This is a genomic window from Mahella australiensis 50-1 BON (genome assembly GCF_000213255.1).
GTDB classification, from domain to species: Bacteria; Bacillota; Clostridia; order Mahellales; family Mahellaceae; genus Mahella; species Mahella australiensis.
Map to the genome: position 1 here is coordinate 1,943,815 of NC_015520.1, position 22,105 is coordinate 1,965,919.

18 protein-coding genes and 1 riboswitch are annotated in these 22,105 nt (G+C 42.9%); of the genes, 2 read left to right on the plus strand and 16 right to left on the minus strand.

Annotated features, from left to right (window positions below; all coding sequences use genetic code 11):
* Positions 1–474 precede the first annotated feature (474 nt).
* The 9 genes from MAHAU_RS15765 to MAHAU_RS09105 all read right to left on the minus strand — a co-directional run bounded on the left by MAHAU_RS15765 (position 475) and on the right by MAHAU_RS09105 (position 12,586).
* Positions 475–648, minus strand: coding sequence for a hypothetical protein (locus MAHAU_RS15765; protein WP_171804977.1), 174 nt, complete (start codon positions 646–648; stop codon positions 475–477).
* The gene (locus tag MAHAU_RS09070) at positions 626–2,389 is read right to left on the minus strand and encodes a DUF4091 domain-containing protein (RefSeq protein WP_013781427.1); all 1,764 of its coding nucleotides are present in this window, start codon (positions 2,387–2,389) and stop codon (positions 626–628) included. Before MAHAU_RS09070 ends, MAHAU_RS15765 begins: the two co-directional genes overlap by 23 nt.
* A 39-nt stretch (positions 2,390–2,428) precedes the next feature.
* A complete protein-coding gene (locus MAHAU_RS09075; RefSeq protein WP_013781428.1) occupies positions 2,429–3,901 on the minus strand; it encodes a sulfatase family protein in 1,473 nt (490 codons plus the stop codon).
* A 74-nt stretch (positions 3,902–3,975) separates the two neighbouring features.
* Positions 3,976–5,445, minus strand: coding sequence for a sulfatase family protein (locus tag MAHAU_RS09080; RefSeq protein ID WP_041644530.1), 1,470 nt, complete (start codon positions 5,443–5,445; stop codon positions 3,976–3,978).
* A gap of 25 nt (positions 5,446–5,470) precedes the next feature.
* A complete protein-coding gene (locus tag MAHAU_RS09085) occupies positions 5,471–6,241 on the minus strand; it encodes an alpha/beta hydrolase family protein (RefSeq protein ID WP_013781430.1) in 771 nt (256 codons plus the stop codon).
* Between the two features lie 122 nt (positions 6,242–6,363).
* Positions 6,364–8,052 carry an extracellular solute-binding protein gene (locus tag MAHAU_RS09090; protein WP_013781431.1) on the minus strand — a complete coding sequence of 563 codons (1,689 nt, stop codon included), beginning with the start codon at positions 8,050–8,052 and terminating at the stop codon, positions 6,364–6,366.
* 106 nt (positions 8,053–8,158) lie between these two features.
* Complete coding sequence (locus MAHAU_RS09095; RefSeq protein WP_013781432.1) at positions 8,159–9,049, minus strand: carbohydrate ABC transporter permease; 891 nt, start codon at positions 9,047–9,049, stop codon at positions 8,159–8,161.
* Positions 9,050–9,068: 19 nt separating this feature from the next.
* The gene (locus tag MAHAU_RS09100) at positions 9,069–10,028 is read right to left on the minus strand and encodes an ABC transporter permease (RefSeq protein WP_013781433.1); all 960 of its coding nucleotides are present in this window, start codon (positions 10,026–10,028) and stop codon (positions 9,069–9,071) included.
* A gap of 221 nt (positions 10,029–10,249) precedes the next feature.
* Positions 10,250–12,586: a helix-turn-helix domain-containing protein gene (locus MAHAU_RS09105; RefSeq protein ID WP_013781434.1), complete on the minus strand. Its 2,337-nt coding sequence runs from the start codon at positions 12,584–12,586 to the stop codon at positions 10,250–10,252.
* Between the two features lie 267 nt (positions 12,587–12,853).
* Between MAHAU_RS09105 and MAHAU_RS09110 the strand changes: the two genes are divergently transcribed.
* Positions 12,854–13,696, plus strand: a complete 843-nt coding sequence (locus MAHAU_RS09110) for a fumarate hydratase (protein WP_013781435.1) — start codon at positions 12,854–12,856, stop codon at positions 13,694–13,696.
* Positions 13,697–13,708: 12 nt separating this feature from the next.
* Positions 13,709–14,236: a Fe-S-containing hydro-lyase gene (locus MAHAU_RS09115; RefSeq protein ID WP_013781436.1), complete on the plus strand. Its 528-nt coding sequence runs from the start codon at positions 13,709–13,711 to the stop codon at positions 14,234–14,236.
* Position 14,237: 1 nt separating this feature from the next.
* Here the strand turns inward: MAHAU_RS09115 and metK are convergent, their stop codons facing one another.
* From metK to MAHAU_RS09150, 7 genes are all read right to left on the minus strand, one after another.
* Positions 14,238–15,431, minus strand: coding sequence for a methionine adenosyltransferase (gene metK / locus MAHAU_RS09120; RefSeq protein ID WP_013781437.1), 1,194 nt, complete (start codon positions 15,429–15,431; stop codon positions 14,238–14,240).
* A gap of 106 nt (positions 15,432–15,537) precedes the next feature.
* A riboswitch (SAM riboswitch) is annotated at positions 15,538–15,642 on the minus strand.
* A gap of 59 nt (positions 15,643–15,701) precedes the next feature.
* Positions 15,702–16,619 (minus strand): UDP-N-acetylmuramate dehydrogenase, encoded by a 918-nt coding sequence (gene murB / locus MAHAU_RS09125; protein ID WP_013781438.1) that lies wholly within the window; start codon positions 16,617–16,619, stop codon positions 15,702–15,704.
* Positions 16,620–16,635: 16 nt separating this feature from the next.
* Positions 16,636–17,595: an ROK family protein gene (locus MAHAU_RS09130; RefSeq protein ID WP_013781439.1), complete on the minus strand. Its 960-nt coding sequence runs from the start codon at positions 17,593–17,595 to the stop codon at positions 16,636–16,638.
* A gap of 20 nt (positions 17,596–17,615) precedes the next feature.
* Complete coding sequence (locus MAHAU_RS09135) at positions 17,616–18,344, minus strand: phosphatase (RefSeq protein WP_013781440.1); 729 nt, start codon at positions 18,342–18,344, stop codon at positions 17,616–17,618.
* Positions 18,345–18,367: 23 nt separating this feature from the next.
* Complete coding sequence (locus MAHAU_RS09140) at positions 18,368–19,438, minus strand: bifunctional phosphoglucose/phosphomannose isomerase (protein WP_013781441.1); 1,071 nt, start codon at positions 19,436–19,438, stop codon at positions 18,368–18,370.
* 15 nt (positions 19,439–19,453) lie between these two features.
* Positions 19,454–20,383: an HPr(Ser) kinase/phosphatase gene (hprK, locus tag MAHAU_RS09145; RefSeq protein WP_041644039.1), complete on the minus strand. Its 930-nt coding sequence runs from the start codon at positions 20,381–20,383 to the stop codon at positions 19,454–19,456.
* 19 nt (positions 20,384–20,402) lie between these two features.
* Complete coding sequence (locus MAHAU_RS09150; RefSeq protein ID WP_013781443.1) at positions 20,403–22,088, minus strand: bifunctional diguanylate cyclase/phosphohydrolase; 1,686 nt, start codon at positions 22,086–22,088, stop codon at positions 20,403–20,405.
* Positions 22,089–22,105 lie beyond the last annotated feature (17 nt).

The following is a 22,105-nucleotide window of genomic DNA, read 5'->3' on the forward strand; positions in this document are numbered from 1 at the left end:
ACAAAGCGATACAAATGATATAAAGCCGGAGAACGCCTTGAAATATTGCGTAGGCGTACTCAATGAGTGCAGCGCAGAGCAAGCGTAGGTCGGGCATGGACGCCCGACCAGCCGACACTGAGCATGGACGCGAATTGCCGGCGCTAGCTTGCTGAAGCGAAACGAATTATAAGTACGCAATCATTACGTGGCACAAGGCTTGACATATATACCTCGCTACGGCTGTGAAGCTGGACCACTGCGCAATCAAAGATTGCTGTGGTCCTACGCTTCAAAAGCCCGCTCAGCATATATGTCAAGCCTGTAGCGGGAGTAAGATTTATATCCTTGCATCGCTGAATTTGTTATATTACGAATCGCAGTTACCAAAACCTCAATCCATAATATGGCAAGTTTAGGATCTAAGCCCCATCTATTGTTTTATCGCTTTAACGATCTCGGGTTCCCTTTCACCTGCCTCAACCATCCTGTGTTTTAATATCTCAGCCAATTCATCACAGCACATACCTGGCTATAAGCGAGGTCGCCTATAAGATTGTGCTGTTCATACGGATCGACCTCCAGGTCATAGAGATATTGCTCTACATATACGTTGCTGCAGCTATCTTTCCAGCCGTTTTTATTCTTATTTACAGTTTTGTATCTCATCCAATAGCAACGCTTTTATAAATGCATAATCATCGTAATCCAGGCTATAAAGATCCTGTGGACTTTTGGCCATAGATGGGTGAAAATCCTTGATATCCTGAGTCCTTAAAATCCTTGCCCATATCGTCTCGAGTATTGTTTCCGCTTCAGGATGTACGGCTTTTAGCATATGTATCAGCTCATAATCATCTATGCCCCGTTTTAGATTTTTATACCTCAATGTAAGCAATGGCCTTCCATCCCATGCGGGATATACAAAATTAGTATCACCTGCCTTCCAGTTTGGATATCTATATGAAATCCTCTCCCTCGGTTTTTGAGGCCATACGGTATAGTTCCACCTCAAAAAGCCATCAAAATCCATAAAGGCCGTCAATAATCCCATAAGCCGGCTTTCCAGCAGCGGCGAGCTTATAAATGTGTTTGGTAGCGGCGGCCAGCAGCAGACATACCACAGCAACCTTCCCTGAATTTCATTCTTAATACTCTGTAACGTTTGCCAGCCCTCGCATACACATGGCAATATCGGCACAAAATCCTGCACCTCATCCTTGAACTCGTCTATAAACTCAACATGGTTTATGGCCGTTTTATACTTAAACATCGGAGCTATACGTCTAAGCGTGTTCAACCGTTTTTTATATAGTTCCACATCTGCCGGCTCATCAGCCATAACCAAAACCCTGTCGATTAAACCCTTATCTATGAAGAACGCCTCAACAGCTTTTATATACTGCTTTATGCCATCAGCATTCTTTATATATTTATAGCAGCCATCATCTTTGTCCAAATACCGCACCCTTATGGCATCAGGATAATCCTTTGCCACGTAACCATACCCGTATTCTTCATCTATCCATATATTGGTGAGGCCAAATACCTCTATTTCACGATCTATACCATATTTGAAGCATAGATTTATATACCTATCCACAATTGAAAAATCATAATAAAACTGACCATCTTCGTCTTTCTCCACCTTCGCCATATTGTATTCGAATAGATCCGACAAATAATTGGTTGTCCTAAAGCAGCGCTGACCTGACCAGGGTATTTCTGACACAATAATAGTAATGGCTTTCTGCCCTAATGCGGCCAAGCTCTTCACATATTCTTCTATAATTCTGAAATGAGCATCGCTCCACAATGGCGTTTCATGTTTGCGCGCTATATTTGACAGATGCTGCCAAAGATCGAGGTGAAAACGGCGATCTCCGTTAACTGGTAAGGTCACATCCTTAACATTCACACAAAAATCAAGTGTGCCGATCTCGTCCTCATCATCAAACATGCTGTGGGCATAAATCCTAACCTTCCCATCATACATGCCGGGCTGCATATCTTCAGGTACAGCAATTTCCACCCATATAGGCTGCACTCTATTTTTTTCAACGTATATCGTTTCATCATGAAGCAGTATATCGGCCTTATATACTCGGTCATCGTCCTCCACAAATCCTATATGATACATGTCGACAGCATCCTTCGAGAAACCCTCTAATTCTACCGCGACCCTGACCTGTGCCAATGGGCCTTTAGGCGAAAATGCGGCACTATCTCCTACAGTTGACATGATATCCTCATCAGCCGCCACCAGCACCTGAAAAGCAGCCCAATCCCTTTTGCCTGTTGTCAACGACATATGCTTGCACTCAAACAATGCTGAATTATCTTTAGAATCGTCGACGCCAAACTGATGTTTATAGCTTTCCTCCTTCAACCCCGCAATCACATTTACCACTCTTAATATCTCCCCTTTCCGCCAAAAGACAAGCGTATCTTATGCCAATCCCAATCGCTCAAATTGTTCCGCCGGAGCATCGTTGGCTTTCATCAATTCAACCATATGCTCGATCATCATTTTCTCTACATCCGGATCATTTATAGGGTTCTCCTGTTTAGGATCGCTTTCCAAGTCAAATAGCATATTGCTCACCGTCTCTTTATCTGCCTTGCTCAGGTCACGACCCGGCACTTTTATCTTCATAGTCCTGCAGCCTTTGGTAAATGCAAATGGCGATGCAAGTTGTATATCCTGTAGCTCTTCGGGGTAAAATGTATGCCTCATGTGCGTCGGCATAAGCGTGTATTCATACAACGGTTCATTGTCAGCGGTAACCGGAGCACGCATATAGACATATCTACCATCGGTACAATTCACATGGCCTCCGTGTATGCCGAATAACGCCGCCTCCCTTATCTTAGCATCGGTAGATATTGTATCCTTTAATGCTATGCCCTGCATATTTTCAGGAATATTGACATTAAAGAAGTCTAATAACGTGGGCGCTAAATCGATCGTTTGCACAAGGGCTTGGCGCCGCTCACCTTTTATACCGCATCGAGGATCCCATATGAACAGCGGAATATGGGCGACCTCGTTGTAAAAAGGCATTGCACACTTGGCCCACCAACCGTGTTCCCCCAATAGGAAACCGTGATCGGTATTCACTATGAGCATAGTATCATCCCACAAATCCAGCTCATCCATCATATTCAGCACTTTACCCAGGTATTCGTCGCACATGCTGACCAAGGCGGCGTATTCATAACGACAATGCTCTACCTGTTGCTGCGTTTCTTGAACGCGCCTGTATGGCGGCCAATCAAAATGAGTGCCATCATATTTATGGGGATAAAGGTCCTTATATTTCTTTTGCGTAAAGTATGGCTCGTGCGGGTCAAATGTCTCTATCTGCAAAAACCAGTTATCCTCAGTATAATTCGTCCTGATAAATTCCAATCCAGCAGCAAATGTTTTAGCCTGAGGTTGATCCTCTTCTTTTGGCATATATTTTCTGTTTACCCAATCCTGCCGCCACAGCTTTCCTCCTTGACCGGGCAAAGACTCCGGAATATATGGGTCTTTGACCTCGCCTTTCCAGGGATCTCCTTCTTGCCCTCGAAAGGCCTCCCACGTGTTATACCGCGTATGATATGTGCAGCCGCCTTCTTCCCAATAGTGGTAATGGTCGCTTACCAGATGCGTATATACCCCGCTGTTTTTCAGGATCTCCGGCATCGAGTCGTCAAATGGTTCAATCGGCCCCCAGCTCCTGTGCAGAAAGTTATACCTGCCCGTATGAATTTCCCTTCTGGCTGGCATACAGGGAGCGCTTCCTATATAACAATTATCAAATGTTACCGTACTAGCCGCCAAACGCTCAAAGTTCCGCGCTTTAACCCATTCGCAACCATACGGCGGCAGCATATGGCGGTTTAACGAATCAAACATAACCATTATTGCTTTCATAATGCATACCCTTTCCAGTGCATACTCCTATAAAATCCTATATATTAATATTCGGCATTGATTTAATAAATCCTCTATCTTCTATCGGTTTTAAACGGCACTACATCGCATGTTTCTAAATAAAAAGTAAGCATTCTCTCTTTCAGGGTCGTCAATACACCGCTAAGCGCGAGATCACCGATGCGGTTATGCAATTCCATGGGGTCTTCTTGAAGGTCGTATAGTTCATCTTCCTCATAAAGCCGCCTTACATATTTATAATGATGAGTACGTATCATCACAGCCTTTGTATGCTCAGGGCCTTCGCTGACCTGCAGGCTCTGACGAGGCCAATACAAGCCCTGCTCCGGAGCCCCTTTATTAACGCCTTCCCATTCCATGCAATGTGTCTCTCCATGCAGCCGGCCACCTTCGCAAAAGACAGCATCTCGGTGGCAATCCGTTTCTCCTGCTATTATAGGTAACAATGAGCGCCCGAAATGCGTATGCTTTGGTTTTATGCCTGCCAATTCTTCAACGGTTGCCGGAAAGTCTATAAGCTCGACCAATGCATCGCTTACGCGCGGTTTCACTGGTATCCATACCGGCGGCTTTACTATAAACGGTACATTGGTTAGATCATCTTCGAATGTATTCTGATTTTTCTCCACCAATCCGTAATCCCCCGTAAAATCCCCGTGATCGCTGAATGCAAATATAGCCGTATCGTCATATATGCCGGCTTCTTTCAAGGCTTTGACCAATAATCCGAATTGATAATCCACGCGTGCACACATCCCAAGATATGTAGCCCGCATCTCCGTCCATCGTTCTTCGCTCCATCCCCGCAAATGCTGATTTTCATATATGCCCTTTAGGATGCTCGGCTTGCCTTTCCAACCGTCGGGCGTAGGTATTCGCGGCGGTATTTTATTTCGATCTATCATGCTGTACCACGGTTCTTCCACGCCATATGGAGGATGAGGATATTGAAGCGGCAAATATATGCATATGGGTTGATCCTTAGGTGTATTGCGTATAAAATCTATAGCGCCGTATATACAAGCCCAATCGGCGTCATAATAGACCTCATCATCGCCTTTATTGAGCTTGCCGGCATAAAACGAATAGTAATTATCGCCATCCGCAGGTCCTCTCCAGCTTTGTTCAATATGCAGATTGGGCTTGAGCGGTCGGTTCGGTTTGTAACGCACATCGCAATACGGCTCTATTGATTTCTGCCCCGGCGTAAGGTCGTTTTTGCCGCCCCACCATACAAAATACCCTTCATCTTTAAGGGTTTTGAGCAATACCGGCTCATCTTCCTGCATCATGTAAAACATGCTCCTGTGACCGCGTACATGCGGATACCAACCGCTCATAAAGCTACAGCGGCTGGGAGTACACACAGGATTTTGACAAAAGGCGTTGCTGAATGACACGCCATCTGTTCGGCACATCTCGTCAAAATTCGGCGTCACGGCAGCTGGATTACCCAGATGCCCCAACGCATCAGCTCGGAATTGATCTGGATTGAATATTAATATATTAGGTCGCTTATCCATATCACTCACTATACAGGCCTCCATATCAAAGATACCTTTCAAACCATTGTATCATATCCTGTACCATATTGAAATTAACCGCGTGGCCGACACCGGGATATTCTATCATCTGGATGGTGTCAGCATCGTAATAAATCGACTTCATAAAATTATAAAATTTTCTTACGCCTTCTATATCTATCAGAGGGTCTGCCGTACCGTTCAAGATAAGAAGAGGTAAACCATTCATATTCTGATAATACTTAGCGGGCTGGAGGGATTCCGCCATCTTCAATATCTCATCCAAATTGCTGCCGTTATCATGTGGGTTAATCCCAGCAGCTTTAAATAGAGCCTCTTTATTGGGCGAATTAAGCGCCGCTAATATATCCGGTGTGCTTATAAGCGGAACAGCCGCTTTTACCCTGCGATCTTTCTTTATAATGTACGAATACGTGATAATGCCGCCCATCGAAGCTCCGGCAAGGCCTATGTGCGTTATATCGACTCTACCGTCATTCACATAGTTGTCTATCAATGTATTAATATCGTTGACTGTTATAGTTACCGCGTTCATAAGCGCAGACAAGGGATTATTGGGTGCATCGGTTTTCCTTTCTCCATGCCCATAAGCATCAGGTGCTATGACAAAAAAACCACTTTGCGCCAAAAGATAAGCATGAAAGAGCATGTTCTCTTTCCTGGCGCTCCAGCCATGTACTATTATAACTATGGGCTTGTTGCTCTTGCCATCATCCGCCGATACCTCCAGAAAGGTTATATCGTTTATTTTACCTGGATTTATTGTAACATTCATGTTGTTCGCTCCCTTTTTATTTAAAAAATTTGATTTGACTACTTAGTTATAGAATAACAGCTTAACATATATGCCCTTCGGCATATATGTTAAGCCTTTAGTCATCAACCTAATCGCAGGTACTATTTATTACCATACTGTCTATCGTAGGCTGTTTGCGTAAGCTCAAGGTATCTGGCAAGTCCAAGATCGTCCAACTGGCTTATATAATCTTCCCAATCCTTATCTATATTCATATCGCCTGTAACAAACCTGGCTATACTCTCCTTAACATAATCGTTTATAGTTACCTTGAGTTCATTATACTCCGTAGCCTCATCCGCCGTAAATGCCAACGGCGGAAGTATTATATCGACAGGCGGTTCAAAGCCATCATACTTTTCCTGTGTCTCGACATACCATCTTCTCTCCGGATTATTAGGATCTCCATCCCATGCCTGACCACTTTGAAGCCTATCAGGCGTGAATCCCGGATTCTCAAATTGCCAGTGCGAATTCTGTATGCTACCCCACTTCAATATAGGCACTATGACAGCTGGTTTGCCATTTATACCTAATTCGCCTTCTTTAGGTTCCCGCCAATCCACTCCGGGCTCACCCCAACGCGACCATATGGAAGCTTCCTCACTGTAAAGTAAATCCGCCCATCTATATGCTACTTCAGGGTACTTACACGCTTTGGTTATTACAAACTTGTTTTGCGGTATCGGTAGATAATATCCCGACAGCTGCACGCCCTTAGGACCTTTAAGAGGAGGAACAGCCGCGTAATCAAGCCAGCGTTGATTGGCTATATTGGAAAAACCAAGCGACGTCCCTGCAGGAGCAGCGCCCAATATGGGGGCATCTGGATTATCGGCCAGTTGAGTCAATTGAGCATTGTCCTGCGTAAAGCTCACAGGGTCCAAAAGCCCCTCTGCACATAATTTCGCCATATATGCTAATCCATCCCGCCATTCCGGTTTATTATATACGATGTCCACTTTGCCATTATTCACGACAAATCGGCCTGCGCTGTCATTATATATAAACGCGTTCATGATAAATCCATCTATATTTGTATGCCAACCGGTTATCGCGCCGGCAAGGGGTATTTCGTCGGCTTTGCCGTTACCATTTGGGTCTTTCTCCTTAAACGCTTTCAAAGCATTGTAAAAATCGTCTGTCGTCTTGGGCATATCCATCCCCACGGCCGAAAGGAATTTTTCGTTGATCCACATCTTTTGGCCCCATCTGACATTATAGGGATCGGACACTTTGGGTAAAGTGTAGATCTTGCCGTCAGCTGAGGATATTTCCTGGCGCAGACTCTCAAACCCGGGATACTCCAAAACCTTCTTAAATTCTACTCCGTATTTATCTATATAGTCATTGAGCGCCACGAATGTTCCTTGGGACCCGTATTTCACCAGCATATCGTTTCCCATCTCTATGCCCATAAATATGTCTGGGAGATCCTGATTGCTGGCCAGCACAAGGTTTACCTTAGTCATAGCATCTTTTTGCGGCACCAAGTCCCATTCGATATGGACATTTGTCTTATCTTCCATATACTTGGTTAATTTGTTGGTATTATAATCTTCCACCATCGGACTCTGAATGGTAAGGATTCTGAATGTTATCTTATCCTTAACCAAAGGAAATGTACCTGCAGGAGAAACCGTGACATCGCTTCCCGTATTTGCGGTATTTTCACCGGAAGTTTCGTTTTCGGTTTCAGCGTCGGACGATGGTTGTTGCTGAGAACATCCTACCAATATTACGCCTATCGCTAAAGCCATACATAAAACTATCGACAATACTTTCTTCATAATCTCCATACCTCCAAATTTTTATTTCCTTTAAATAGTACACCCTAACCATATAATGCACCTATGTCATGATAACATTCAATAAGATCACCTCCTTCATAATAGGTCAACCTTTAATAGCGCCTATCATAACGCCTTTGACAAAATATTTTTGAACAAACGGGTATATACACAATACGGGCACACTAGCTACGACGATAAGGGAATATTTAAGTAGATCGGCAAGACCCTGCTTAGCTACCATGAGCTCCGTATCTGCAACCATGTTGGGATCAATGGAATTCATAATCAAAATGTCCCTTAAAACGATCTGCAATGGATACAGTTCCTTTTTGCTAAGATAGATAAAAGCATTGAAGAACTCATTCCAGTGCCCAACTCCGTAGAATAATACCAACACAGCCGTTATCGCCTTAGATAGCGGCAAAACGACGCTCCATATAAACTGGATATCGCTGCATCCATCCAATTGAGCCGCTTCAAGGAGCTCATCCGGTATGGTATTTTGATAATATGTTCTGGTTATGATCACATTCCATACACTGATAGCTCCGGGGATTATCAATGCCCACCTTGTATTGATCAATCCAAGTTGGCTAACCAACAAATATGTCGGTATAAGCCCTCCATTGAAGATCATCGTAAAAGCGAACAGAAACATAAACGCATCGCGACCATAAAAATCCTTCCGCGATAACGGATAAGCCGCCAATACAGTCATGACCAGATTGACCGCCGTGCCAACCACTGTATAAATGATTGTATTGCCATAACCGGTAAGTATATAGTCGTTCTCAAAAACCGCTTTATACCCTGCTAATGAGAAATCCACCGGAAACAGCCATACCTTGCCGGATGTTACCGCCTGAGGAGAACTAAACGACGCGCTTACTATATAAATGAGCGGATAAAGCACCACGATAAGGCAAATTATTAAAAATGTGTTGTTAACAGCATTAAATATCACATCCGCCCTTGTTCTCTTGATTTTTCCCATAAATCTCGCTCCTTTCCGTTCACCATAGACTTACTTCGCCAACCCTTTTGGCTATTTGGTTTACTGTAACGATCAATACAAAATTAACCACTGAATTAAACAATCCTATGGCCGTCGAGTATGAAAAGTCTCCTGCAGATGATGCTAGGCCCATTTTATATACATAAGTGGATATTATCTCCGAGGATCTCAAATTCAGAGGGTTTTGCATAAGGAAAACCTTCTCAAAGCCGATATTCATTATCTGCCCGGCATTCATTATAAGCAATATTATGGCCGTTGGCATTATGCCAGGGATATCTATATGAATAATCCTTTGGAATCTGCTGGCGCCATCCACTATCGCAGCCTCATGCAGTGACGGATCTATCCCGGCCAATGCCGCAAGATAGATAATCGAACCCCATCCAGTACTCTGCCAAACTCCAGACCACACATATATAGAACCGAAATACTGTGACTTGCCCATAAAATCAGTCGGAGTGCCTCCCAATATTTCAATGATTTTATTTATAATGCCGATTCGCGGGGACAAGAATTGCATAACAATACCTACCATTACAACGGTCGATATAAAATGCGGTGCGTATGTGATGGTCTGCACGGATTTCTTGAACATACCGTCTTTAGTGCTATTTAGCGACAAGGCTAATATAATAGGAATAGGAAAACCCGCTATCAATTGATATACGCTGAGGCTTAGAGTATTACCTATAATCCTCCATGCGTCATGCCTGCGAAAAAACCTTGCGAAATTGTCCAATCCGACCCACGGGCTACTCCAGATACCCTTAGTCGGCATATAGTCTCTGAATGCGATTTGAGCACCGTACATTGGGTAATAGTTAAACACTAAAATATAAATCACAGGAAGCAATATTATCAAATATAATTGAGAACTCTTTTTCATAAGCTTCCAGCGATTTTGTTTTTTGTTCGGTAATGCAATAGTACCTGAACTTTCAACTTTTGCCGTCATGATTAAATCAATCTCCTCCTTCTACAACTAATAAATTCAACAGATGTTCTGGATATAATATATTATTGGCCTTACTATAAATAAAGTTGAAATCCATCCCGTGCGATGATTTGTTCCGCATTTTAAATGATGAATCTGTGAGAAAGAATGATTTTATCCCGATGAGCAGCAAAAAAACCCCTTATCGGGGTTTTTAGCGTAGAGTTTTGATATTACAATCTTTAGTCATGGGAAATGGTATTCTCCATTTTATGTTGCCTATAAACGCTCGGGCTTACGCCGTATATCCTTCTAAAAGCCTTATAAAATGTATTATTGTTATTATATCCCACGTGACTTGCAATATCGGCAATAGGTAATTTACTCTCGATTAACATCTCTGCAGCATTTTCCATCCGAAGTCTTTCCACATATGTTGAAAGATTTTCACCTGTGCGGTCTTTAAAAAACTGAGACAAATACTTTTCCGTTAAACCGAATTTCGAAGCTATACTGGCCAAACATAATCCATCGTCGATATAATTAACTTTTATATATTCTATAATCTCTCTTAACATATCGTCCCGACGAGATTGTTTTTTTTGTTGGACATAAGCACATAGGCTTTTGAATATACTTATTATACTCTCAGATATATCTTCGATCGACTGATACTCATTCATTTTCTCCATCAATCCGCTTATGCCGATCGCATCTTGCTCTTGTTGGGTTAGAATCTCATTTTTTATTTTAGTTATAGTACCGCGGATTTCATAGATAAAATCTTCCATATCCTGTTCAGACAAATTATCTCGCGTGAAATTTTTAGCCAAAAGTTCGTTGAGCAAAGATAGTGCCTCTTCTTCTTCACCTGTTTCAGTAAGATTTATTAGGCGCATTTCCGTCTCTATAGGATAATGATACCCCAAACCAGGCAAGGCTATATCCTTAAACCAGGCAATTCTTTTGACTTTTCCCCCATATCTGTAATAATCCAATGCCTTAATGGCCTCCCTAAACGATTTGTTTATACCTAACAGATCTGTGCATATATTTCCTATGCCGAAAGACACAATAATATTATAATTCTGCTGCAGCTCATCGACCAGCGGCTTTAGAACATCTTCAATTTTATCATCGAACTCCTCTATATCGTTATGGCTTAAAGCTGTTAAGACAGCTACTTTATCTTGATCAACATCATGCAAATAATTCTGCCATGGTAACCTCTCAGTTACCTCTTTGGCAGCCACCACCCTTTTCACATTCGTTTCATTTGAATTATTCATGTCGTTTTCCATAGCAAAGCTATTTAGTTTCATAACCAAAACAATAAAATACTCCCCTTTAATATCTATTCTCGCATAAGAGGATGCGGCCTCAATATCCTTCAATTGGCTAAAGCCACCGCGAAGAAGTCGTTCAAAGAAACTTACTCTTAAAAACGGGACTTGTTTTTCCAAATATTCTCGCAAATCTTTATTGTTTCTAACTAACTGAAGTACCGTATCTTCTATAAAGTCATATTCATTGGATGTCGGACTATTGTTACCAACCGCATTTTGCAACCTTTTTATAAGTCTTTTTATAGGCATACTGTTTCGGCTGGCCAAAATAAATGCGGTAATAAGCCCTATAAGTAAGGTCGCCATAATGCTGATAACAAATATTCCTCTAACACCGCTGACTTGTTCCCGGAATATTCCAGACGGCAATACGGTTATATAAGTCCAATCCCTGCTGAATGACTCAGCATACAAAACAACCACATCTTGACCGTTCACCATTTCCTCTTTATATCCCGCGGACAATTCAAACGCCATATCAATGCTATTCAAATCATCGACTTCCATATTTGCGGAGGTAATTATCCTGTCAGAGCTATCCACAATACATGCCCAACCATCATTGGCTATATCTGGTGTCATAAGGTATTCTAACACTTTATTTTCATCGATCAATACCATAATAGCCCCTTTATAATTATAAGGCTCTCCCATAGGAATAGATTGTACATATGTCAATTCCGGTTTCGGATTATAGCCCTTTATAACCGAGTGAGCCGGCCAAATATCTTTATAATGATACGTACCTAGAATCTCATTCTTCCATTCCTTATAATCCATATTCTCATAGCTTAAAGATTCTTTGTAGAAACTTTGTGTTCTTACTGACATAGCATTGGATGAAATCAAAGCCTCCGTATTTTTTGAGAAAATATAAAAATCATCGATGAAACTGTTGATAATATTATAAGATGGTAGCTTCAAAAAGGCGCTGCGAAGCTTATAATAATCTTGGGTCTTCATAGGATTTTTTATATTCAGCATGTTAATAACTTCCTGATTCATCGCTAATTGATCTATCATATTATCGACTTCCACAAAACGCGCTTCGAGCACATCCCTGCTTTTCTTAAGAGCACTAAGACCATCTTGAATGGCATCCTCCTTTGCCATTTTTAAAGCCTCGTTATAAGCAAGGCCCCCTATCGAAATGGTCAAACCTAATATAATCAAATAAGATACCATAAATCGCATGAAACTATTTGTCTTACCCCTGACTTTGCGTTTCAACAACTGACAGTGTCTCCTCCCCCTGTTCAAATACTCATCTATATTATAACATCCTGATGAGAAAAGATAAATATCGTCGTAGCCCTTAGGCGTATAACGCCGTATCATTTTAATTTCATTTATGATAAAATGTATTATAATTGTTTACTGCTTAGCTTTCAACGTACATAGGCGAAGATAACGATCAGCTTTCTAGCTCATATCTTATCAAGCTCATAAGATGGTGCACAGTAAGTAGTAACATAGAGTATGCCAAAAGGTGGTATTATCATGAGAGAAATAGATGCAAAAATTATAACCGATACGGTGGAAAGCCTGTGTATAGACGCGGCCTGCGGTCTCGGCCAGGATGTCGAGCAACTTATACGGGATGCTGCTAAAAAAGAATCGTTGCCGCGAGCTCAATATATATTGAACCAGCTAATCGACAATATAAAACTAGCCCGCGAGCAGCAAATGCCTATATGTCAGGATACCGGCATGGCGGTGGTCTTTGTGGAAATGGGCCAGGACGTGCATATAACCGGCAGTTATATAATCGATGCTATAAACGAAGGGGTGAGGCGCGGTTATCGAAAAGGCTATTTGCGAAAGTCGGTGGTAAAAGATCCTCTTGAGCGCGTAAATACTGGCGACAATACGCCGGCCATAATACATGTTGAAATAGTACCCGGTTCATCCTTATCCATTACTGTCGCCCCCAAGGGATTCGGCAGTGAGAACATGAGCGCTCTTAAGATGCTGAAACCCGCTGACGGTATAGACGGTATAAAGGCATTCGTGCTGGATACGGTAAAAGCAGCCGGCGGCAATCCATGTCCACCGGTTATACTCGGCATAGGCATAGGCGGCACTATGGAAAAGGCTGCGTATATAGCTAAAAAAGCCTTATTGAGGGATGCCGGCCAACCCAATTCAAATGAATCTGTAGCTTCACTGGAGCAGGAATTGCTCCATACCATCAATGCCCTTGGCATAGGTCCGCAGGGGTTAGGCGGAGCGGTTACAGCCCTGGCTGTTCACATAGAAACATTCGCTACGCATATAGCAGGATTACCGGTAGCTATAAATATGCAATGCCATGCTTCCAGGCATAAAACCGCTGTTTTATAGGAGGATTGAAATATGGAAATTAAAAGCATAATAAGCCCATTGTCAAAAGCCGCTATAGATGAGCTTAATGCCGGCGACATGGTCAAAATGACCGGTATAATTTATACAGCCCGCGATGCAGCTCACAAGCGTATGATACAGCTACTAAATCAAAATCTACCTTTGCCCTTTGATATAGCCGGCCAAACCATATACTATGCCGGACCGTGTCCGCCTAAGCCTGGTCAGGTCATCGGTTCCGCAGGCCCCACAACCAGCAGCCGCGTCGATGTATATACACCGCCGTTACTGGCACACGGTCTAAATGCCATGATAGGCAAGGGTCCCAGAAGCCGCGCTGTAATAGACGCCATGGTAAAATATAAAGCCGTTTATCTGGCTGCCACAGGGGGTGCCGGAGCTTTAATAGCCGACTGCATAAAGAAAGCCGACATAGTGGCCTTTGAGGATCTTGGACCCGAGGCCATATATCGGCTTGTTGTAGAAGATTTGCCGCTCATAGTCGCCATAGATTGTCATGGCAACAGCCTATATTCTTGAGCTATATCATTGATTTTGCTTGTTCAAGCAATATACCCGCTTTATCGGTTTTTTCCCACGGCAGGTTCAAATCGGGGCGGCCGAAATGCCCATATGCCGCTACCTGCCTGTATATCGGGCGCCGTAGGTCAAGATTGTTTATAATAGCAGCCGGCCGTAGATCAAAATTGCGCTTGACTAGATCTACGAGGACGTCATCTGTTACTTTGCCTGTACCGAAAGTATCCACCAATATTGATACCGGATGAGCCACACCTATGGCGTAGGCCAATTGCACCTCGCATTTTTTAGCCAAACCAGCCGCTATTATATTCTTGGCTACATATCGCGCCGCATAGTTGGCCGAGCGATCCACTTTGGTAGGATCTTTACCTGAAAATGAGCCACCTCCATGCCTGCCGTATCCGCCGTAAGTATCTACTATTATCTTTCGTCCGGTCAAACCTGAATCTCCCTGCGGACCGCCTACTACAAATCGACCTGTGGGATTTATATAATATTTCGTGTTATCGTCAAGCAAATCGGCCGGTATAACCGCCTTTATGACATGTTCTATTATATCCCTTTCTATGGTATCATGATCGACTTCCGATCCGTGCTGTGTGGATATAACCACCGTATCCACCCTTACCGGTCTATCGTCCTGGTATTCAACTGTCACCTGTGACTTACCGTCAGGCCTTATATATGGCAGTATATCGTTTTTACGCACATATGCTAATCGACGGGTTAGCTCATGAGCTAGTGCTATAGGCATAGGCATAAGCTCAGGGGTTTCATCACAGGCAAAGCCGAACATCATGCCTTGGTCTCCTGCCCCTATAGTTTCATACTCTTCCGTTGAAAGACCTTTCTTTATCTCCAATGCCTGGTTTACACCCAACGCTATATCGGGCGACTGTTCATCGATGGATGTTATGACTGCACAGGTATCGCCGTCAAAACCATACTTTGCTCTGGTATACCCGATCTCTTTTATAGTGTTGCGCGCTATCTTAGGTATATCGACATAACAGTCAGTAGATATTTCACCCAACACCAAAACCAAGCCTGTAGTAACGGCCACCTCACATGCCACCCTACCCATAGGGTCCTTGGACATTATATCATCCAATATGGCGTCAGCTATTTGATCGCAGATCTTATCGGGGTGACCCTCAGTAACCGACTCTGAAGTAAAAAATCTTTTGTTCATGCTTTTATTAGTCCTTTCCTTTCTGCTCTACACCAAAGCCTTTTGAAACATTACATATGCAATAAAAAACCTCTTCTGAAATGAAGAGGTTTTATTCTATCACATACCCTCATCTTTCAGAAGGAAATACCTCCTGCAGGAATTAGCACCGGACCTAATGGCCGGTTGCTGGGTTTCATCGGGCCCGTCCCTCCACCTCTCTGGATAAAGGCTTTGCCGTATTTAATTTTCATAAATATAGTAACATAATTGGCTTTCAGCGTCAATAGGCTAATTCTCCTCGCCTACTACTTGTATCTCCAACTCCAATTCTACAGCGAACAGCTCTTTTATACGCTGCTTGACGATGTTTATAAGCTCCAGTACATCCTTTGCCGTAGCATTGCCGCGGTTTATTATAAAGCCGGCATGTTTCTCCGATACCTGGGCATCGCCCACGCACATACCTTTTAAGCCGGCTTGTTCTATCATCGGGCCCACATAGCAACCACAAGGTCTTTTGAATACGCTTCCTGCGCTCGGGTATTCCAGCGGCTGTTTTGCTCGACGCCTCAGATTCAAATCGTTTATATTATCCATGCATACTTGCGGTTCTCGCGGCTCAAGGCATAGTTTAGCCTCAAGCAGCGTATATCTCCCGTTCCGAAATATGCTGCTTCGATAACCGTATTTCAATTCTTCAGATCGAAACCATCTATCATTCCCATTTGCATCAATGGCGTGGACGGACTGCACCACATCTTTCATCTCACCGCCGTAAGCACCGGCATTCATGACCAATGCACCGCCCAATGTGCCTGGTATCCCCGCTGCGAACTCCATACCGCCTAATCCACGTTTGGCTAATACCCTGCACAACCTGGACAACAGTATCCCGCTTTGAACGGTCACCAATGTGTTCTCTATATCCACTTTAGCCCACTTATGAGCGATCTGCATGACCACACCTCGTATGCCGCCGTCCAGAACAAGCAAATCAGTGCCGTTGCCCATAACAAGCAACGGCACTCCATGCTCACCGCATATTCTCAATACGCCGTATATCTCATTTAATTTATCCGGAGTAACAAATATATCCGCCGGCCCGCCTATCTTAAAAGACGTATGAGCTTTCATAGGCTCATCTACTTTTATATTTACCGGATCAATTTCCGTACATAATAGGCGGTATATTTGTTCCTTGTCCAAAAGTCATAACCCCTCGCTAAATGAAATATTTATCGGTAGCCAGCATAGCTGCACCGATTATGCCGGCATCATTGCCCAATTCGGCCAACCTTATATCAGCAAAATCCAATTCTTTATAGAATATATGCTCCTTTACTTTTTCGGTCAAAGGTTTTAATAAAAAGTCGCCGGCCCCGGATACGCCTCCCCCTATTATTATCATTTCAGGATCGAAAGCGTTTATAATAGATATTATGCCCATGGTAAGATAATATACATACTCATCGAATACTTCAGCCGCCACGTTGTCACCTGCTCTGGCCGCGTCTTCTATGGTTTTAGCCGTTATTTTTTCCGGATCCCCACCAGCGAATTTCAATATCAGCGAATCGGGGTATTTAAGCACAGCTTCTTTACCTGCCGTTATAAGCGCCGTAGCTGAGGCATATTGTTCCCAGCAGCCCCGGTTACCGCATGTACATTGACGACCGTTTATCTCCACTATCAAATGGCCCAATTCGCTGCCCACATGATGGCTTCCGCTGTATATATGCCCGTTTATTATAATGCCGCCGCCTAAACCGGTGCCGAGCGTCAGCGTGATAGCATTCTTAACACCCTTGCCCGCGCCATAAACGCTCTCGGCTAATCCAGCTACTGTAGCATCGTTTTCCATATAAATAGGCAAATCAATATATTTTTGCAATTCACTGCGCAACGGCACATTATGCCATCCGAAATTATTGGCAAATATAACTATGCCATTGGTGTTATCTATGGCACCCGGTGAGCCGATGCCTATACCGCTTATGTCATCTATGGCGTAACCACCTTTTTGTATAACAGACAGTATCAATTTAGCCATATCGGCCGCTATAACTTCAAACGGCCTTTCGCGGCCCGTCGGCATGGTATCGCGAACCAATATTCGCCCTTCGTCGTTTACTACGCCGGCAGCCATTTTTGTCCCGCCTAAATCTACACCTACATAGAGCATATGCTATAGCCTCCTCCTCGTCAATCAACAGATTCTATTTTTTTGCCTTTTTGTTTTAAGAAATTCAGCAGCTTATATACGGACGTATTTATGACATTATCCTCTGTCATTCCTGCTTTAGTCACTATATCCATTGCATCCGTAAAATTGCCTATATCATAACATATATGCGCATCGCTCCCCAGCGCTACCTGCCAATCCAATGCTTTAACCCTTCTGGCTATGTTCAGGCAATTATCATAGCTGCCCTTGCGCGCTGTAAATGAATGATTATTGATTTCTAGCAACACATTATATTGCTTTGCTGCTTCTACTACTTTTTCTATATCGATAGCAAACACAGGATTGCCGGGATGCGCTATTATATCCACATAGGGGTTTTTCATAGCGTTTATAATAGCCCGCGTATTGTACTCCACATCGCCTGGCCGTATTGTCACATCATGAAGACTGGCTATCACTATATCCAATCTGGCAAGTAAATTGTCCGGCAAATCGAGGCGACCGTCGACATCCATAATATTGGCTTCTATACCCTTCAGTACTCTAACACCGCATATATTAGAGGGTACCACGCGTATATTACTAAAAAAATATGGTCTAGTAGTCCCTGGCATACTGGGGCCGTGTTCCGTAATAGCTATAAGCTCTAACCCTTTGTTCGCCGCTTCCTCCGCTATTTCCTTTATGGTGCTGTACGCATGCCCACATGCTACCGTATGGGCATGCGTATCCAAAACCAGTTTCAAATCCTACACCTTCTCTTCCTTCATCACATCTTGGCCAGCTTATTTTTCAGCAAATCTATCTTCTCGACGGTCGACGGATCGACGCCGTTCAATAAGGCCAGATATACGCTGGCGTAATCGCCTATATAGATAAGTGAAAATATTCTGGCTATATCGCCGTTACCTCTGGACCATATTTCGGTAACTCCGCCTTCCACTTGCTTTAATATCTCTTTTGTTATATCTATGCGTTTTTGTATACGCGGATGGTCATTTTTGTCCCTAAGCATTATGACTTGGAACCTCTTCAACAGATCTATAGGTACTTCTGTACCAACTAATTCATTGTGGTTCCACTCCGGGAATATATTGTAATGAGCAGGCGCTTTGGCATTCTCGCATATCTGCCCTTTCCAACGTTGAGCAACGACTTCGCTAGTACCTACAACACCATATATCACAGGCAAGTTATTATAAAATTTTCTGGCCAACTGTTTAGATAAATTATCAGCTTCAACTTTAGACGGATTTAATTCGTTTCTCATAATTTTGAGCAATTCTATAGCTTCGAGTATCTGGGGCTTTACATCATTTTCGTCCAATAAGCCTATTTTCGCCAAAGCCATAACAAGCGGAACAAATGAAACCCCTATAGCAGCCCTCGGTTGAAGTCCTGCCGGTATATTTATAACCGAATAGCCGTCGGCTTGAGCTTTCTTGAATAACTGGCCACCGGTAGTTATGGCTATAATCTGAGCACCTTTAGCTTTAGCTGTATCATAGGCTGATAACGTTTCTTCAGTATTGCCGGAATAACTAGACGCAAACACCAGTGTATCCTCGCCAACGTAACTGGGCAATACATAATCCCTATTTACAGCCATTGGTATATTCAACCTGCCGGCAGCGAATACGCGCACCAAATCTCCTCCTATGGCTGATCCGCCCAAGCCGGTTACTATTATATTTTTTATGTAGTTTTTATCGACATTTAACTGCATGCTTTCTGCTATGCTTAATGCTTGCTCCATTTGTTCCGGCAAACCGTATACCGCATCCAACATATTGCTCGGATCGGCTTGTTTTAATGCTTGTACATCATCGATGTTTATCATTTCCATCTGTCCTTCCTATTGTTTTTGTTCTATAATATTTTCCAAGCGCTGATTGAGCTCTTGAGCCGCATGATAGCCGCTGTTTTTAAGGCGAAAGTTCATAGCTGCCACCTCTACTATAATAGCCAGATTCCTGCCCGGTCTTACGGGTATGGTTATCTTCGGCAATGTAACGTCCAGGATATCCATACTCTCCTCTACCAGCCCCAGCCTATCATATACCTTATTATTATCCCATATTTCCAAAGCTATGACAAGGTCTATGGACTTTGTATTTATAATGGCACCGGCCCCGTACATTGCGCGAATATCTATAATGCCTATACCACGTACCTCCATAAAATATTTTATAAGATCGGGGGCCTCTCCTATCAACCGGTTATCGGTAACACGCCTTATCTCCACAGCATCATCAGCTACCAGCCTATGCCCGCGCTTAACCAGCTCCAACGCCGTTTCACTTTTGCCTATGCCGCTGTCCCCCATCAACAGTATACCTACGCCATATACATCCACCAGCACGCCATGGCGCGTTATCTGCGGCGCTAATACGCTCTCAAGATAATTCATGGTACGATTTATAAACTGCGTGGTGCTCTTATGTGTGCGAAACAACGGCCTTTTATATGTCTGAGCTATATCCATAAGCTCGGTCGGTATATCCATACCGCGCGACACTATAACACATGGTATAGGGTACTTGAAATAATCATTTAAGCGCTCATTTCGCGTTTTAACGTCTATGCTCATCAAATAGGTCATCTCTACCCTGCCTATCACTTGTATGCGTTCATAGGCAAAATAATCGAAAAAGCCCGCCAATTGAAGGCCAGGTCTATTAACATCCGATGTGGATATATTTATATATTTGCAATCGTCTTTGTATAAAACCTCCAACTGCAAATCTTCTACTAACGTTTCTATAGGGACAGAGAGCAAATTCATACACCTCTATTATATAATATCACGCATCTATTGTAACACTAAACGCATCGTTTGGAAATAGGTGTTGCAAATTATAGGATCGTATAGTCTTGATAAATATATCCACTAAATCAGGATCAAAATATGTACCGGCGTTGCGCATAAGGCATTGTACAGCACCGGCAACGCCTCTACAATCAGGTTCATCTGGCCATCGACCCATAAGCATCATATCGAAACCATTTGCAAGCGCTACTATTCTAGCTTCTAAAGGTATGTCCGTACCTTGCAGACCATCGGGGTAGCCCAAGCCATCCCAACGTTCATGATGGTGCCGTATAATCGGCACTATATGCGCTAATGATTCTACAGAACCGACTATATCAGCACCCCATATAACATGGTTCTTGAATATATCATCTTCAACCACTGATAAAGGCTGAGTTTTGACCAATATAGGAGTTGGCAGATCTATTTTACCTATATCGTGCAGATATGCACCGAACTTTACATCATCTATGAACCGCTGATGCATATTCAAAGCTCTGGCAAGCATATCAGCATAAGCAATAACCCTTTGAGTATGCTCATATGTAAAATGATCGCGAGAATTTAACATATTTATGAATACCTGCATGACGCTCATGCCTTCCATATGCACCATATGAATAGGATCGATATTATTATAAATAAGCTTTGCGAAATTTATATCATCAACGGCCGATTTTATCATTTCTTCCTTGGTTAAACCGTTCATAGGATAGCCCGCTATACCTGCATATACGCTTATCACGCCGCCAGGCATATTGTCTTTACCATAAAACGGATAATTCTCTATATTTCTTTTAATACGCGATACTATATCTTTTACATGCCTTAAACTGCAATCTGTAAAGATCAATCCGAACTTATCGTCCCCGTATCTAGACACCAACTGCGCACCCCTCGCCCCTTCGGATATAATAACTCCAACTTGAGTTAAAACGGCATTGCCCATGGTGTAACCGTAAAGTTCATTGTATCTCCTGAATTCAGCTATATCCAAAAGCGCCACCCACACATTTTCATAGCGCTTATTATCATTAGTCTCTTCTATATATCTAAGCAGACTTTCATGAAATATACGGTTGTTATATAAACCTGTCAATTCATCCGTTGTGGCCATTCTAGCCATATTATCAAAATCCTGTTTTTGGCTCATCGATATATATCCCATTATGAAGGCTAACACGAAGAAACTTACTATCAACAGCATGTCCTGCTCTAAATAAGCAAAACGCCTCAATTGTTCAAGCTTGGCTACATCGCAGAATATAACACTTGCTGACGATACGCCGGCCGACATAAAACCATATTTCATATCGAATCTGAAAGCATTGACCATGATTATAAATATATATGTCAATTTGAATATGCTTGTTTCAGGTTGGCTGGCACATAATATCCACGTTACAGCCACGATGTAAAACAGCGATTCCGCACAATCGGCCAGCCGCGGTTGTTCCCATAACCGCGGCTGATTATTTGTTGAAAGCCATTGCCACCACGAAATAGCCATAGTACCTAACACGAGCATTATTCGGACTTGTACGCATCGTATATCCAGTGCTATTATATTAGATAAAATGCTGGTAACGGCTATGCCTATAAAAACTGTACACATAACCTTCATAAGCGCTATTATTATACTTAATTTTGCCTTTTGTGCGTCCTTTGTGTTATTCACATTACGGCCCCCATATA